Below are 13,668 nucleotides of genomic sequence, written 5' to 3' on the forward strand. Positions count from 1 at the left end.
GCTATATCTCAAAAAGAGGTCTGTTAAAAAGTCTTGTATTAATACGAACGCACTATTTCTTGCGCATAACTTCGAGCCATTCTATCTACCTCAAGAATAGTTTCCAAGTTATCCAATTGCTTAAATTCGTTTGATGCGCATACTTTCGACATAACACGCTCATTTACTGAGCTTATCTCGGTAAATCGAATTTTTTCCGATAAGAACGCTTCTACCGCAATCTCATTGGCCGCATTAATCGCCGTGGTGGCATGTTGCCCTTCAAAACACGCTTCCATCGCCAATGCTAGACAAGGATAACGAGAGTAGTCTGGTTCAAGGAACGTCAGCTCACCCACTTTAGTGAAATCAAGTGGTGCAACGCCTGCCGGAATACGGTCTGGATAGGACATGGAATACGCAATCGGTGTCGCCATATCAGGCTGCCCCATCTGCGCCAGCACTGAGCCGTCGTTGTACTGCACCATTGAGTGAATGACCGATTGCGGATGGATGATCACCTTTAGTTGGTCTTTCGAGGTGTTAAAAAGCCAACGAGCTTCGATAAACTCTAGCCCTTTGTTCATCATGGTCGCAGAATCTACTGAGATCTTTGGCCCCATCGACCAGTTAGGGTGTGCAATCGCCTGAGCTGGCGTTTTACTCGCTAATTCTGCAATATCGGTATATCGGAAAGGACCGCCAGAACCCGTCAGTAAGATATGATTAATACCAGAGTCAGCTAAGTGGCAATGCCCAAGGTTAGTTTGAATATCGGTAGGCAAACACTGAAAGATAGCATTGTGTTCGCTATCGACGGGTAGCAAAGAAGCATTGTGTTCACGCACGGCATCAATGAACAATTGGCCTGACATCACCAAGGCTTCTTTGTTCGCCAACAGAACTCGTTTACCTGCCTTAACAGCTGCCAAGGTAGGAAGCAATCCAGCCGCACCCACGATAGCAGCCATGACCATATCAACGTCATTGGCGCTTGATACGTCACACATAGCTTGTGGACCTGAAAGCACTTGAGTTTTCGAACCCGATACAAGCAGCGCTTTGAGTCTCTTGGCGTCAGCCTCGTCATTCAGAACTGCAAACTGTGGTTGCCACGCCGCGCATAGCTCAGCCATTTTAGTGACATTTTTGCCACCAACGAGCGCGTAAATATTGAAAGCAGAAGGGTTTTCCGAAACGACTTTTAAAGTGCTAGCCCCGATAGAGCCAGTTGCACCTAAAATGGTGAGATTTTGCATGCTAAAACAACCACTTTTAAACCAAAGAGAGAGTGACAACTCACTCTCTCTTTAGCAGATTAAAACACGAGATATAGGAGGGCAAATACAGGGAAAGCTGCTGTTAAGCTATCAACGCGATCAAGCACCCCTCCATGACCGGGTATGATGTTGCTGCTGTCTTTAATCTTTGAGACACGCTTAAACATACTTTCTACCAAATCGCCTAAAACAGAAATTACTACTGTTGCTAACGTAATGATAGCCATCGCAGCGAAACTGGTAAACTGAATGTCAAAGATAACGGATGCACCCCAAGCCACGATAAGCGCAGCGGCTATGCCACCCAATAACCCTTCAATCGTTTTATTAGGGCTGACATTAGGCGCCATTTTGCGTTTACCAAAGCTTTTACCTGCGAAGTAAGCGCCGCTATCTGCAGCCCAAACAATCAAACAGACGAACAAAACGAGTTTAGAGCCGTAGTAAGCATCAATGTGGTAGTGCTGCCCGCGGAGAATCACGATGCTCCATAAAAACGGTACCAATGTCAGAATGCCAAAGGCATGTCTCAACAAATTGGAGCCATCCCAGAGAGATGAAGATCTAGGATAAGTCATGGCTAGAGCACTAGCTATAATCCACCAACCAAACCCAACCCCCAATATAGCGATATGTAAGGGTGCGACTGTGTTTAAAGAGATAACATCAAAAGGGACGACAAGAAGTGACAGTGCTACAGCAGCACCAGTTGGTACCATTCCCAAGATACGCGATTGATTTTGAGTGAACTGCGCCCACTCCCATACACCAACCATAGTAATCGCTGAGACGAGACCTATGAACCACAACAGTGGTAAAGAAAAGATCCCCCAAACCACCAGCGGCGCTAGGATTAGGGCGGTAATAATTCGTTGTTTCAAATTAAATCGTCCTTAATTGGCTTCCATTAACGCTTTGACTTGTTCTCCGGTACATCCGAAGCGTCGCTCTCGGTTAATAAACCAGGTAATCGCTTTAACGAGAGTATCTTCGTTAAATTCCGGCCAGTACTCATCCATAAAGTACATTTCCGCGTAAGCCATTTGCCAAAGCATAAAGTTACTAATTCGGCACTCACCACTGGTACGGATCAAGAGATCAACGTCAGGTAGGTCCGACATAGTGACATGTTGGCTGATCATGTCTTCTGTAATATCAGAAGCATTGAGCTCACCCGTCTCAACTAGCTTAGCCAGTTGTTTGGTGGCCTGTAGGATATCCCACTTTCCGCCATAGTTTGCTGCTACGTTGACCACAGTACCGGTATTGTTAGCCGTTAATGCTTCCGCTTCGGCAATTTTGCGCTGCAATCGCTCATTAAAGCGAGTTTTGTCGCCAATGATACGTAGTCTTAAATTATTCTTGTGGAGTTTTTTAATTTCACTTGATAAAACCGTAATAAACAGCTCCATCAATAAGCCAACTTCGTCTTCAGGACGGCGCCAGTTCTCGCTGCTGAATGCAAACAAGGTGACCGCTTTTATATTAAGCTTTGCCGCTGCTGAAATCGTCTTACGAACCGCTGAAACCCCTTTTTTGTGCCCGAATACGCGCGGCTTGCCTTTGGACTTTGCCCAACGGCCATTACCATCCATGATGATCGCGATATGTTTTGGAAGGGCGTCGTTGAAGGTGTCTGAGTTCTGCATAAAAGAATGTAGTTATAATTGGGACGGACAGAGTAGCATAAAAAAACGCTGTGCTGTCAGCACAGCGTCTTAACAAGAGTCAATCGATGAAAAATTAGACTTCCATCAACTCTTTTTCTTTCGCTGCTAGTAGCTCATCTACGTTCTTAACAGCAGCGTCAGTGATTTTCTGAATTTCGTCTTGTGCTTTACGATCTTCGTCTTCAGAAATCTCTTTGTCTTTTAGTAGCGCTTTAAGCTCACCGTTTGCGTCACGACGGATGTTACGGATAGCAACACGACCACCTTCCGCTTCACCACGAACGATCTTAACTAGGTCTTTACGACGCTCTTCTGTTAGTGGTGGAAGTGGTACACGGATAACCGTACCTGCAGACATAGGGTTTAGACCTAGGTCAGACATCATGATCGCTTTTTCAACTTTAGGAGCAAGCTCTTTGTCGAATACAGTGATCGCTAGTGTACGTGCATCTTCAGCGATAACGTTAGCAACCTGGTTAAGAGGCGTTGGCGCACCGTAGTACTCAACAGAAAGACCTTGAAGAAGGCTTGGATGTGCACGACCGGTACGGATCTTAGTTAGGTTGTTTTTTAGTGCTTCAACACTTTTTGCCATGCGCTCTTGAGCGTCTTGTTGGATTTCGTTAATCACAATATCACCTTAAATAATAGTAACCTGAAAGCCAGTCTGCTTTCAGGCTATGTCCTTCGATAATTCTGGTTAAGAGTGTACTCTTATTCTGCGTCGCTGATAAGCGTGCCTTCTGCTTCACCCATCACAACTCGGCGAAGTGCACCTGGCTTGTTCATGTTGAATACACGAATTGGCATCTTGTGATCACGTGCCAATGTGAATGCAGCCAAGTCCATTACTTTCAGTTCTTTTTCCAAAACTGAGTTGTACGTGAGCTTATCACATAATACTGCGTCTGGGTTAGCTACTGGATCGGCAGTAAATACGCCATCTACCTTGGTGGCTTTAAGAACTACATCAGCTTCGATTTCGATACCACGAAGACACGCAGCAGAGTCTGTCGTGAAGAATGGGTTACCAGTACCTGCAGAGAAGATAACTACGCGACCTTGACGAAGTTCGCGAATCGCATCAGCCCAGTTGTAATCGTCACATACACCTTTCAGTGGGATAGCTGACATGACACGAGCATTTACATAAGCGCGGTGCAGAGCATCACGCATTGCTAGACCATTCATTACAGTCGCAAGCATACCCATGTGGTCACCAACAACACGGTTCATGCCAGCTTCAGCAAGGCCCGCACCACGGAATAGGTTACCACCACCAATTACAACACCAACTTGAACACCCAGTTCTACTAGCTCTTTTACTTCTTGAGCCATACGATCCAAGATTTTAGGGTCGATACCAAAGCCTTCTTCGCCTTGTAGAGCCTCGCCACTAAGTTTTAACAGAATACGTTGATAAGCAGGTTTTGGGTTCGTTGTCATGGAGTATACCTTCCAAAGAGTTATCGATTAACGGTCATGGGTTGAGACTAGCATAGGAATCCCAACTCATGACGATTAAAAAATAACGGCTAGCCTAGTCGTAAAAAGACCGCAGCCTAGGCCACGGTCTCTTCATTAACAAATCGTCAAGGATTAACCTTTCTGAGCTGCTGCTACTTCATCAGCGAAGCTCATTTCTTCGCCTTTGTCGATGCCTTCACCAACTTCTAGACGAACGAATGTCGCTACAGATGCGCCACGCTCTTTCAGGATTTCACCAACAGATTTCTTAGGTTCCATTACGAATGGTTGACCTGTTAGAGAGATTTCGCCAGTGAATTTCTTCATGCGGCCAATAACCATCTTCTCTGCGATTTCAGCTGGTTTGCCTTCGTTCATAGCGATTTCAACTTGAACAGCTTTCTCTTTCTCAACTACGTCTGCAGGTACGTCTTCTGGGTTAACGAACTCTGGACGAGAAGCAGCAACGTGCATAGCAACGTGCTTAAGAGTTTCTGCGTCGCCTTCACCAGCAACAACAACACCGATCTTCTCACCGTGACGGTAAGCAGCGATTGCAGCACCTTCAACGTACTGTACGCGACGGATGTTGATGTTCTCACCGATTTTAGCAACAAGAGCAACACGCTCTTCTTCGAACTTAGCAACTAGCTCTTCAGCAGTTGCTTTAGTTGCTAGTGCGTCAACAGCAACTTTCTCTGCGAATGCAGTGAAGTTAGCATCTTTAGCAACGAAGTCAGTTTGGCAGTTAACTTCAAGAAGAGCAGCAACGCCGTTTTCTTCTTTGATGATGATCGCGCCTTCAGCAGCGATGTTACCAGCTTTCTTAGCAGCTTTAGCAGCGCCAGACTTACGCATGTTTTCGATAGCAACTTCGATGTCGCCGTTAGTTTCAACAAGCGCTTTCTTACATTCCATCATGCCTGCGCCAGTACGGTCGCGCAGTTCTTTAACTAGAGCAGCAGTAACAGCCATTCTCTATTCCTCGATTGATTCTAATTAGGGTAAAAATCAGGGGCACGTATGCGGCCCCTGATCTAACTATAACTCAGTTTATATGAAGACTCTGTGTCTACCAAAACTAAGTGTGGCTAAAGCCGCAATTATTCAGCTTCTTCTACGAAACCGTCTTTGTCAGCTACAGCAGCAACATCTTTGTTACGACCTTCTTTAACCGCGTCTGCAGCAGCGTTTAGGTAAAGCTGTACTGCACGGATTGCGTCGTCGTTACCTGGGATAACGTAGTCAACGCCGTCTGGGTTAGAGTTAGTATCAACAACAGCAAATACTGGGATACCTAGGTTGTTTGCTTCTTTAACAGCGATGTGCTCGTGATCAGCGTCGATTACGAATAGAGCGTCTGGTAGGCCGCCCATGTTCTTGATACCACCAAGAGACTTCTCTAGCTTCTCCATTTCGCGAGTGCGCATTAGAGCTTCTTTCTTAGTTAGTTTCTCGAAAGTACCGTCTTGAGCTTGTGCTTCGAAATCTTTTAGACGCTTGATAGACTGACGAACAGTTTTGTAGTTCGTTAGCATACCGCCCAACCAACGGTTGTTCACGTAGAACTGGTCAGCGTTGATTGCAGCTTCTTTAACAGCTTCAGATGCAGCGCGCTTAGTACCAACGAAAAGAACTTTACCTTTCTTCTCACCGATTTTAGCTAGCTCAGCTAGTGCATCGTTGAACATTGGTACAGTTTTTTCTAGGTTGATGATGTGTACGCGGTTACGAGCACCAAAGATGAATGGCTTCATTTTTGGGTTCCAGTAACGAGTCTGGTGACCGAAGTGAACACCAGCTTTAAGCATATCGCGCATTGATACAGTTGCCATTTTAAATTCCTCTATGGGGTTAGGCCTCCACATTTCCCATGGTTCCGACTTGGTATGAATGATTACTCAAGCACCCCGGAACATGTGACGAAATGTGTGTGGATTTAAATTAAAGTATGTTGATGCACAACCTAACTCGCCGCCCTTTCTAAAAAGAGTGAAGAGACTAAGTCCTGTCATCGGCGCGCTTTATACCATATTTAAGGGGTCGATTTCCAGAAAAATCGCAAGAAATGTACAAAGTGACAGCGATTCAATAGGTGAACTCTTAGCAAACCCAAACTACACTGAGTAACGTATCAACAGGGAAGTGAGAGTTATTCTTGTTGCGCTTAATCTCGCCACTGATAGAATAACGCGTCAATTTAAAATACAGAGAACACAGATGTCTATCAAAATCAAAACTGAAGCTGAAATCGAAAGAATGCGAATCGCAGGTAAGCTTGCAGCAGAGCTTTTAGAAATGATCGAACCTCATGTAAAAGAAGGGGTCACGACTGAGGAGCTAGATAGAATTTGTGCTGAGTATACTCGTGAGAAAGGTGCGTACTCTGCGCCGCTTGATTACCACGGTTACCCTAAATCAATCTGTACTTCTATCAACCATATCGTTTGTCACGGCATCCCAGCTGAAAAAGACGAAATGGGCACAACGGGCAAACTTAAGCCTGCAGTACTCAAAAATGGCGACATCGTGAACGTGGACGTGACAGTTATCATTCCTAATGATGAAAATGCGTCTTTAGATACTCGCCCAGAAGGCTACCACGGTGACACATCTAAAATGTTCCTGGTTGGTGACGTGTCTCCTGCAGACAAGCGATTGGTTATGGTGGCTCAAGAAGCGCTGTACCTTGGTATGAAGACTGTTAAGCCAGGCTCAACCGTTGGCGCTATCGGTACTGAAATCGAGAAGTTCATCAAAGCCAACAACAAAAAGAACCCACGTAACAAGTTCTCTATTGTTAAAGATTTCTGTGGTCACGGCATTGGCTCTGAGTTTCATGAAGAGCCGCAAGTGGTTCACTACAAAAACAACGACCGCCGCGTTCTAAAAGAAGGCATGGTGTTCACTATCGAACCTATGATCAACGCGGGTAAGTTCGGCTGCAGCATCGATGCGGAGGATGACTGGACGGTTTATACAGGCGATGGCAAAAATTCCGCTCAGTGGGAGCACACCATTGTCGTTACTAAGACAGGTTGTGAGGTACTCACACTGCGCAGCGACGAGACCATTCCTCGTCATATGAACAACCTATAATCCCCTCTCTGAACGTTTCTAAAAATATCCCCAACTCCTGGGGATATTTTTTTATCCGTCCTATTTTGGTATAACCCTTGTTAGTGACTTTTTTTTGCTTGCACGGATTGCACACATGACTTTTCAAAGCCCAACAACGCTTAATGATGATCAGTTGACCATTCAAGAGTTGAAAACACAGCTCGAGGCGTTCTCGAACCATCAAAAGCACGAATTTTTAAATCACCACCCCATCACCGATTTGGTTCTTGGTCGTTCTGATTACATCGATCAGCTACTTCGTCGACTCTGGTCTGCATCAGAGCTCTCTAATCAAACCTATCTATCGTTGGTAGCGGTGGGTGGATATGGCCGTGGCGAGCTTCACCCTCTGTCTGATATCGACATCTTAGTGGTATCGCGTAAAAAAATACCCGCCGCACTCGAGAGCACCATTAGTGAGTTTATTACCTTGTTATGGGATCTTAGATTGGAAGTCGGTCATGCCGTTCGAACCGTCGATGAATGTATTGAGATCGGCAAATCAGATTTAACCGTCGCTACCAACTTGCAAGAAGCGCGACTTCTTTGCGGTAGCGAAGATACCTTCTCACAGCTAAAAGCCCAAATTGACTCAGATAGCTTTTGGCCTTCAGAGACGTTTTACAGTGCGAAGATTGAAGAGCAGCGCGCACGTCACGCCAAGTATCATGACACCACTTACAACCTTGAGCCAGACATCAAGTCGACGCCAGGCGGATTGCGTGACATTCACACGCTGAGCTGGGTAGCACGCAGTCACTTTGGTGCAACTTCCTTGTATGAAATGAGTCGTTTCGGTTTCCTTACCGATGCCGAATATCGTGAGCTGGTCGAATGTCAGAATTTTCTATGGCGAGTCCGTTTCGCACTGCACATCGAACTAAGACGATACGACAATCGACTCATGTTCGCTCATCAAGCACAAGTTGCTGAAAACTTGGGTTTTGTTGGTGAAGGAAATGTCGCTGTCGAGACCATGATGAAAGAGTTTTATCGCACCTTACGACGTGTCGCTGAGCTCAACAAGATGCTGTTAAAACTATTCGACCAGGCCATCATCAATAAAGGTCAGATCCAACAAGCAGAAATCATCAATGAGGACTTTCAACGTCGCGGCAAACTTATCGAGGCAAGAAAGCCAGCCCTGTTTCAGGCTCGTCCAGAAACCATTCTCGATATGTTTATTCATATTGCTAACGACTCAAGCATTGAAGGTGTCAGCCCTGCGACGCTGAGGCAGCTACGCACAGCAAGGCGCAGATTGAATAAGTTCTTGCACACCATCCCAGAAGCTAGAGAAAAGTTCATGGATTTGGTCCGTCATCCAAATGCCCTTCATAGAGCATTTCGTTTGATGCACAAACTCGGCGTACTCGCCGCCTACTTGCCACAGTGGAGCCAAATCGTTGGTCAGATGCAATTCGACCTATTCCATGTTTATACGGTTGATGAGCACAGCGTGCGCCTTCTCAACCATATTCACACCTATAGCCTAGAGGAAAGCTACAGCAAGCACCCTATTTGCTGTGAGGTGTACCCTCGAATGCAGAAGAAGGAGCTGCTGATCTTAGCCGCTATCTTCCATGATATCGGTAAAGGGCGTGGTGGCGACCACTCGGAAATCGGAGCGACTGAAGCTTACGATTTCTGTATGGAACATGGCTTATCAAAACCAGAAGCGAAACTGGTCTCATGGTTAGTGCAAAACCACCTGCTCATGTCGGTGACAGCTCAGCGCCGCGATATCTATGACCCAGATGTCATTATTGAGTTTGCTAAAAAGGTTCGTGATGAAGAGTACCTCGAGTACCTTGTCTGTCTCACCGTCGCCGATATCTGTGCAACCAACCCTGAGCTTTGGAACAGTTGGAAACGTACGCTACTAGCGGAACTATTCTATTCAACTCAGCGAGTCCTGCGACGAGGTCTCGAGAACCCTGTTGACGTGCGTGACCGTATTCGTCACAACCAACAGCTTGCCTCAGCCCTGCTTCGTAAACAGGGGTTTGTTGCGCGTGAAATCGAAGTACTGTGGCAGCGCTTTAAAGCCGATTATTTCCTGCGCCACACCCACAAGCAGATAGCATGGCATAGTGAACATATCCTCAATCTTGACGATCCTACCAAGCCACTGGTACTCATGAGTAAAAATGCCACTCGTGGTGGCACAGAAGTGTTCGTCTATAGCAAGGACCAACCCGCCCTCTTTGCAACTGTGGTCGCTGAGCTGGATAGACGAAACTTTAACGTTCATGATGCACAGATCATGACCAGCAAAGATGGTTATGTGCTGGATACCTTTATGGTGCTGGATCAGCATGGTGATGCGATAGATGCAAGTCGTCACCCTGCCGTTATCAAGCACTTAGTCCACGTCCTACAAGACGGAAGACCAACCAAGATTAAGACAAGGCGAGCGCCACGTAACCTCAAGCACTTTAACGTCAAGACTCAAGTTGATTTCTTGCCAACCAAGAGCAAAAAACGCACCCTCATGGAACTCGTCGCCCTTGACGCGCCTGGTCTACTAGCGAAAGTGGGTGCAACGTTCGCTCAACTGAACCTTAGTATTCATGCTGCTAAAATCACCACGATTGGTGAACGAGCGGAAGATTTGTTTATCTTAACGGGTGAAAACGGTGGCCGTTTAACGGAAGACGAACAAGCAGTGTTGAAGCAAAAACTGCAGGAGAGTATTTCAGAGCAAATCACTAGCTAGCCATCAATATACAGTGGATAAATTCAGGTTATTTACCACCTCTAGCTAGTTACCATAAAGGAGATCGCCATTTAGGCGATCTCCTCCACAATTATCCCTAAACTGTCCTCAAATCAGCTATCTACCCCTTTCATTGCCTGCTACAGTTGTAAAAGAAACACACAACCAAAGAGGTCATCTATGTACCCAAACCTCACAGGGTTAGGCATCCAAGATCCTAAACAAATCGAGCGTTATTCCCTACGCCAAGAAGCGCATAAGGATGTGTTGAAAATCTACTTTCGTAAGCAAAAAGGTGAGCTGTTTGCGAAAAGTGTCAAGTTCAAATATCCAAGGCAAGTTAAAAGCGTTCGCACCAATAGCAGTAGCCAAAACTACAAAGAAGTCACTGAGATTAACCGTAACCTTACCCTAGTCATAGATGAACTAAACCGTCTGACCAAACCTATCGAAGCGACGGAAGTCGACGTCAAACAGAAGATTCTTTCCGATCTACGTCATCTAGAGAAAGTCGTGTCGAGTAAGATTGCTGAAATTGAAGCAGACTTAGAAAAACTCAAATAGCATCCATTCCAAACTCAAACAAAAATGCTCCCATTTGGGAGCATTTTTCATATCGATAATTGAGATAAAATCTTAAGCGTACTGGCGTTATGGAACGTAGTACGTCGCAGCACCTGGGCCTACTGGAAGACCAAACAGGAATACCCATACGTAGAACAGAATACTCCAACCTACGATGAAGCAAATTGAGTAAGGCAGCATGGTCGCGATCAGCGTACCAATGCCTAGGTTCTTCATGTAACGAGTCGCTACCGCAAGAATAAGGCCGAAGTAGCTCATCATTGGTGTGATGATGTTCGTGGTTGAGTCACCGATACGGTAAGCCGCCTGAATGGTCTCAGGAGCGTAACCCACTAGCATCAGCATAGGTACGAAGATAGGTGCGGTTACCGCCCACTGTGCCGATGCCGAGCCAATCATCAGGTTGATGAAGCCACACATTAGGATAAATGCGAAGAACAGTGCAGGGCCTGTTAGACCGATAGTCTGTAGGAAGTCTGCTCCTGCGACTGCGAATACTTGACCGAAGTTAGTCCACTTAAAGAAGGCAACAAATTGAGCTGCGAAGAACACCAGCACAATGTACATGCCCATCGAAGACATAGACTTCGACATGGCATCAATCACATCGCGGTCATTCTTCATTGAGCCTGTTACTTTACCGTAAACAAAGCCAGGGATTGCGAAGAATACAAAGATGAAGGCTACGATACTCTTAAGGAATGGAGAGCCCGCAACTTGACCATCAGCGGTACGCAGAACGCCGTTCTCTGGAACAACTGTTGATGCGATAATTGCGCTCACTAGTAGAACCGCAATGCCCGCCATTTTCAGGCCTTTCTTCTCAACCGCAGTCAGAGAGCCCATGCTGTCGTTAGACAGGTCTTCAGCCGCTTCTTCGTCATTGTATTTGCCAAGTTTTGGCTCAACGATTTTCTCGGTAACGAATGCACCGGTGATCGCAATGAAGAACGTAGAGATGAACATGAAGTACCAGTTTGACTCTGGGCCTACTGTGTACGTTGGGTCGATCATTTGCGCCGCTGTTTCAGTGATACCTGAAAGCAGTGGGTCAACCGTACCGATAAGTAGGTTTGCAGAGTAACCACCAGATACACCAGCAAACGCAGCAGCAAGACCTGCTAGAGGGTGACGTCCTAAAGAGTGGAACAGCATCGCTGCCAACGGAATAAGTACGACGTAACCAAGCTCTGAAGCTGTGTTAGAAATGATACCAGCGAATACGACTGTCACTGTTACCATGCGCTTAGACGCGCCCATAACCAGACCACGCATCGCCGCTGAAAGCATACCTGAGTGCTCAGCGATCGCGACACCAAGCATGGCAACCAATACCGTGCCAAGCGGTGCAAAACCAGTAAAGTTTGTCACTAGGTTGGTAACAATTAACTGCAAGCCTTCAGCATTAAGAAGACTCACTACTTCGATCATACCGTTCGCGGCACGGCCGGCTGCACCTTCAGGGCGAGGATCAGCAACAGCAACATCGAAGTATCCAGCGATGCCAGACATGACAAGAATAGCTAGACAGAAAATCGCAAATAATGTGATTGGGTGGGGTAATAGGTTCCCCAAGTACTCAACACCGTCAAGAAAACGGGTAAATAGAGGCTTTTTTGGCTTGTTGTGTTTCAATGTGGCAGATGAACTCATCTGTCCCCTCCTTTTTTATATTGTCCTAGCTGTTAACAAAGTCTTGTAATGCAGATGACACTCATCGGTCTTAGTTCTGACAACTTTGTAAAAAGCAGGCGCAGGGTACGTGAGCCAGCTCAATAATAAAAGCCCAAAATGTTGCCAATTGTAAATATTGCACAATTTTCACCCATTATGTTAGCAACTATACAATGACTTATATTGATCTAAATATAAAATAACCTATAACATTCTTGTGACATATTCATCTTTTTTACCAGTTCACAACCAATTAGGGCTAAAAAAACCTCAATCGATCATCAATTGAAAAAAATCATCGCTTCTGAAATGATGAATATTGAATAATGTGAACTAGGACTCAGTAAATGAGCTACTCTCTGCACCCGATTGGCACCATTCACTCTCCCTACAAAGAGAAGTTTGCCGTACCAAGACAGCCCAGATTAGTGCCAAGTGCCACCGCTTCCATCGCCTTACAGGGCGATATAAATTGCTTAGAGGCGATTAGGGGCCTTGAACAGTTTTCGCATCTATGGCTTTTATTTTTGTTTGACCAAAATCTCGAGGCAGGCTGGAAACCAACGGTCAGACCGCCGCGTCTCGGCGGCAACGAACGCATCGGTGTACTAGCAAGTCGCGCGACCTTTCGCCCTAATGGAATCGGAATGTCTGCAGTTGAGTTTCGAGGGGTAAGACAGAAAGGTCAGCAGGTGTTTATTGATGTCGGCAGTGTCGATTTGGTCGATGGCACCCCTATTATTGATATCAAACCTTACATCCCCTACTCCGATTCCGTCACCGATGCAAAAGGGGGATACGCGGAATCTGAGCCAGAAGCGACTGAGGTGATATTCTCAGACTTTGCGCTCGAGGCTTTATCACAAACGTCAGAGGGTCAACACAAGCAGCAAATCATCCGTGAGGTGCTGGCGCAAGACCCAAGGCCGGCCTATAAAAAAGACAAGCTTGATGACAAAGAGTATGGCGTGAGATTGTTTGACTGGAACGTAAAGTTCAAAGCACTGAGCGATCATATTGTCGTCACCGCGATTGAAGCCCTCTGAACACTGAATCCTGAGTGTTTATCGATGAAAATCATTTGGTAGAAAGTCATTTGGTAGAAAGCCATTTGGCTGATATCATAAGCGGCTTAACTCAATTTGGGCATCTCTGCCCGAATTTACTATCAACA

At 45.9% G+C, this 13,668-nt stretch carries 12 protein-coding genes; 4 read left to right on the top strand and 8 right to left on the bottom strand.

Annotation, left to right across the window (positions count from 1 at the left end; genetic code table 11):
* Positions 1-38: 38 nt before the first annotated feature.
* From ispC to rpsB, 7 genes are all read right to left on the bottom strand, one after another.
* Positions 39-1,238 carry a 1-deoxy-D-xylulose-5-phosphate reductoisomerase gene (ispC, locus tag LY387_RS12805; protein WP_234494391.1) on the bottom strand — a complete coding sequence of 400 codons (1,200 nt, stop codon included), beginning with the start codon at positions 1,236-1,238 and terminating at the stop codon, positions 39-41.
* Positions 1,239-1,297: 59 nt separating this feature from the next.
* Positions 1,298-2,140, bottom strand: a complete 843-nt coding sequence (locus LY387_RS12810) for a phosphatidate cytidylyltransferase (RefSeq protein WP_234494392.1) — start codon at positions 2,138-2,140, stop codon at positions 1,298-1,300.
* 12 nt (positions 2,141-2,152) lie between these two features.
* Positions 2,153-2,908, bottom strand: coding sequence for an isoprenyl transferase (locus tag LY387_RS12815; protein WP_042476358.1), 756 nt, complete (start codon positions 2,906-2,908; stop codon positions 2,153-2,155).
* A 94-nt stretch (positions 2,909-3,002) separates the two neighbouring features.
* Positions 3,003-3,560, bottom strand: a complete 558-nt coding sequence (gene frr, locus LY387_RS12820) for a ribosome recycling factor (RefSeq protein ID WP_042476355.1) — start codon at positions 3,558-3,560, stop codon at positions 3,003-3,005.
* An 83-nt stretch (positions 3,561-3,643) separates the two neighbouring features.
* Positions 3,644-4,375, bottom strand: coding sequence for a UMP kinase (pyrH, locus tag LY387_RS12825; RefSeq protein ID WP_234494393.1), 732 nt, complete (start codon positions 4,373-4,375; stop codon positions 3,644-3,646).
* A gap of 153 nt (positions 4,376-4,528) precedes the next feature.
* Positions 4,529-5,371, bottom strand: a complete 843-nt coding sequence (gene tsf, locus LY387_RS12830; RefSeq protein WP_128647854.1) for a translation elongation factor Ts — start codon at positions 5,369-5,371, stop codon at positions 4,529-4,531.
* 128 nt (positions 5,372-5,499) lie between these two features.
* The gene (gene rpsB, locus LY387_RS12835) at positions 5,500-6,231 is read right to left on the bottom strand and encodes a 30S ribosomal protein S2 (RefSeq protein WP_006072474.1); all 732 of its coding nucleotides are present in this window, start codon (positions 6,229-6,231) and stop codon (positions 5,500-5,502) included.
* 385 nt (positions 6,232-6,616) lie between these two features.
* Here rpsB and map point away from each other — a divergent pair, with 385 nt between their 5' ends.
* The 3 genes from map to LY387_RS12850 all read left to right on the top strand — a co-directional run bounded on the left by map (position 6,617) and on the right by LY387_RS12850 (position 10,799).
* Positions 6,617-7,495, top strand: coding sequence for a type I methionyl aminopeptidase (gene map, locus LY387_RS12840; protein WP_128647855.1), 879 nt, complete (start codon positions 6,617-6,619; stop codon positions 7,493-7,495).
* 115 nt (positions 7,496-7,610) lie between these two features.
* Positions 7,611-10,235, top strand: coding sequence for a bifunctional uridylyltransferase/uridylyl-removing protein GlnD (gene glnD, locus LY387_RS12845; protein WP_234494394.1), 2,625 nt, complete (start codon positions 7,611-7,613; stop codon positions 10,233-10,235).
* 180 nt (positions 10,236-10,415) lie between these two features.
* Positions 10,416-10,799, top strand: a complete 384-nt coding sequence (locus LY387_RS12850) for a DUF3461 family protein (RefSeq protein ID WP_234494395.1) — start codon at positions 10,416-10,418, stop codon at positions 10,797-10,799.
* An 87-nt stretch (positions 10,800-10,886) separates the two neighbouring features.
* On the opposite strand, the gene LY387_RS12855 is transcribed toward LY387_RS12850, so the two are convergent.
* Positions 10,887-12,473 (bottom strand): AbgT family transporter, encoded by a 1,587-nt coding sequence (locus LY387_RS12855; protein WP_234494396.1) that lies wholly within the window; start codon positions 12,471-12,473, stop codon positions 10,887-10,889.
* Between the two features lie 368 nt (positions 12,474-12,841).
* On the opposite strand from LY387_RS12855, the gene tsaA reads away from it, so the two are divergent.
* Positions 12,842-13,540 carry a tRNA (N6-threonylcarbamoyladenosine(37)-N6)-methyltransferase TrmO gene (gene tsaA, locus LY387_RS12860; protein ID WP_234494397.1) on the top strand — a complete coding sequence of 233 codons (699 nt, stop codon included), beginning with the start codon at positions 12,842-12,844 and terminating at the stop codon, positions 13,538-13,540.
* The last annotated feature ends 128 nt before the right edge of the window (positions 13,541-13,668 follow it).

This window comes from Vibrio maritimus, assembly GCF_021441885.1.
GTDB classification, from domain to species: Bacteria; Pseudomonadota; Gammaproteobacteria; order Enterobacterales; family Vibrionaceae; genus Vibrio; species Vibrio maritimus_B.

What these genes read in the sequence shown, in the direction of transcription:
- LY387_RS12815 (WP_042476358.1), bottom strand. Translation starts at nt 2,908, where the DNA reads ATGCAGAACTCAGACACCTTCAACGACGCCCTTCCAAAACATATCGCG.
- ispC (WP_234494391.1), bottom strand. Translation starts at nt 1,238, where the DNA reads ATGCAAAATCTCACCATTTTAGGTGCAACTGGCTCTATCGGGGCTAGC.
- tsaA (WP_234494397.1), top strand. Translation starts at nt 12,842, where the DNA reads ATGAGCTACTCTCTGCACCCGATTGGCACCATTCACTCTCCCTACAAA.
- glnD (WP_234494394.1), top strand. Translation starts at nt 7,611, where the DNA reads ATGACTTTTCAAAGCCCAACAACGCTTAATGATGATCAGTTGACCATT.
- tsf (WP_128647854.1), bottom strand. Translation starts at nt 5,371, where the DNA reads ATGGCTGTTACTGCTGCTCTAGTTAAAGAACTGCGCGACCGTACTGGC.
- rpsB (WP_006072474.1), bottom strand. Translation starts at nt 6,231, where the DNA reads ATGGCAACTGTATCAATGCGCGATATGCTTAAAGCTGGTGTTCACTTC.
- LY387_RS12855 (WP_234494396.1), bottom strand. Translation starts at nt 12,473, where the DNA reads ATGAGTTCATCTGCCACATTGAAACACAACAAGCCAAAAAAGCCTCTA.
- pyrH (WP_234494393.1), bottom strand. Translation starts at nt 4,375, where the DNA reads ATGACAACGAACCCAAAACCTGCTTATCAACGTATTCTGTTAAAACTT.
- map (WP_128647855.1), top strand. Translation starts at nt 6,617, where the DNA reads ATGTCTATCAAAATCAAAACTGAAGCTGAAATCGAAAGAATGCGAATC.
- LY387_RS12850 (WP_234494395.1), top strand. Translation starts at nt 10,416, where the DNA reads ATGTACCCAAACCTCACAGGGTTAGGCATCCAAGATCCTAAACAAATC.